The following is a 684-nucleotide window of genomic DNA, read 5'->3' on the forward strand; positions in this document are numbered from 1 at the left end:
GAAATCACAGAACCATTCACTTAAGTGTGTCGGATAAAGCAAGGGACATAATTGCAGTCGGGCGTGCGGCACAGAACAAATTTTGTGAAATAGTATTTGCGGGATTTTCAAAGGAAGAAATGGAAAAGCTGCAACAGTTTACAGAGCAGGTAAACAGAAATATCAAAGAATATACGAACAGTTAGGAGAGATTTACAGTGGAAAAGAACAAGGATTTTTTAGGTACGCAGCCCGTTGGAAAACTGCTTTTTAAGTTGGCAATTCCTACGGTAATAGCACAGTTGATCAATATGTTGTATAACATTGTTGATAGGATCTTTATCGGTCATATACCGGATGCAGGCAGTCTTGCTCTGACGGGTGTCGGTGTGACCATGCCTATTATTATGATTGTGTCGGCATTTGCAGGACTTGTAAGTTCAGGAGGTGCTCCTCGTGCTTCTATTTCGATGGGAAAAGGCGATATGGACAGTGCAGAGCAAACGCTTGGTGGATGTTTTCTTTTACAGGTAATTGTTTCAATCGTTCTGACAGTGGTACTTTTACTGTTTGGAGAAAATTTGCTGTTAGCTTTTGGAGCCAGTGAGAACACCATTTCGTATGCTGCTTCATATTTGAATATTTATGCTTTTGGAACGTTATTTGTGCAGTTGACCTTGGGCATGAATGCATTTGTAACTGCTG

The 684-nt window shown here is 40.6% G+C and carries 2 protein-coding genes; both read left to right on the forward strand.

Going from position 1 to position 684, the window contains the following annotated elements; genetic code table 11:
* The coding region (locus ABMA45_RS00680; protein WP_348029864.1) for a hypothetical protein at positions 1-185 on the forward strand (185 nt) is incomplete at its 5' end.
* Between the two features lie 12 nt (positions 186-197).
* The coding region (locus ABMA45_RS00685; protein WP_348029865.1) for an MATE family efflux transporter at positions 198-684 on the forward strand (487 nt) is incomplete at its 3' end.

It is taken from the genome of Eubacterium sp. CAG:156 (assembly GCF_000434315.1).
Taxonomy (GTDB): domain Bacteria; phylum Bacillota; class Clostridia; order Lachnospirales; family Lachnospiraceae; genus Eubacterium_U; species Eubacterium_U album.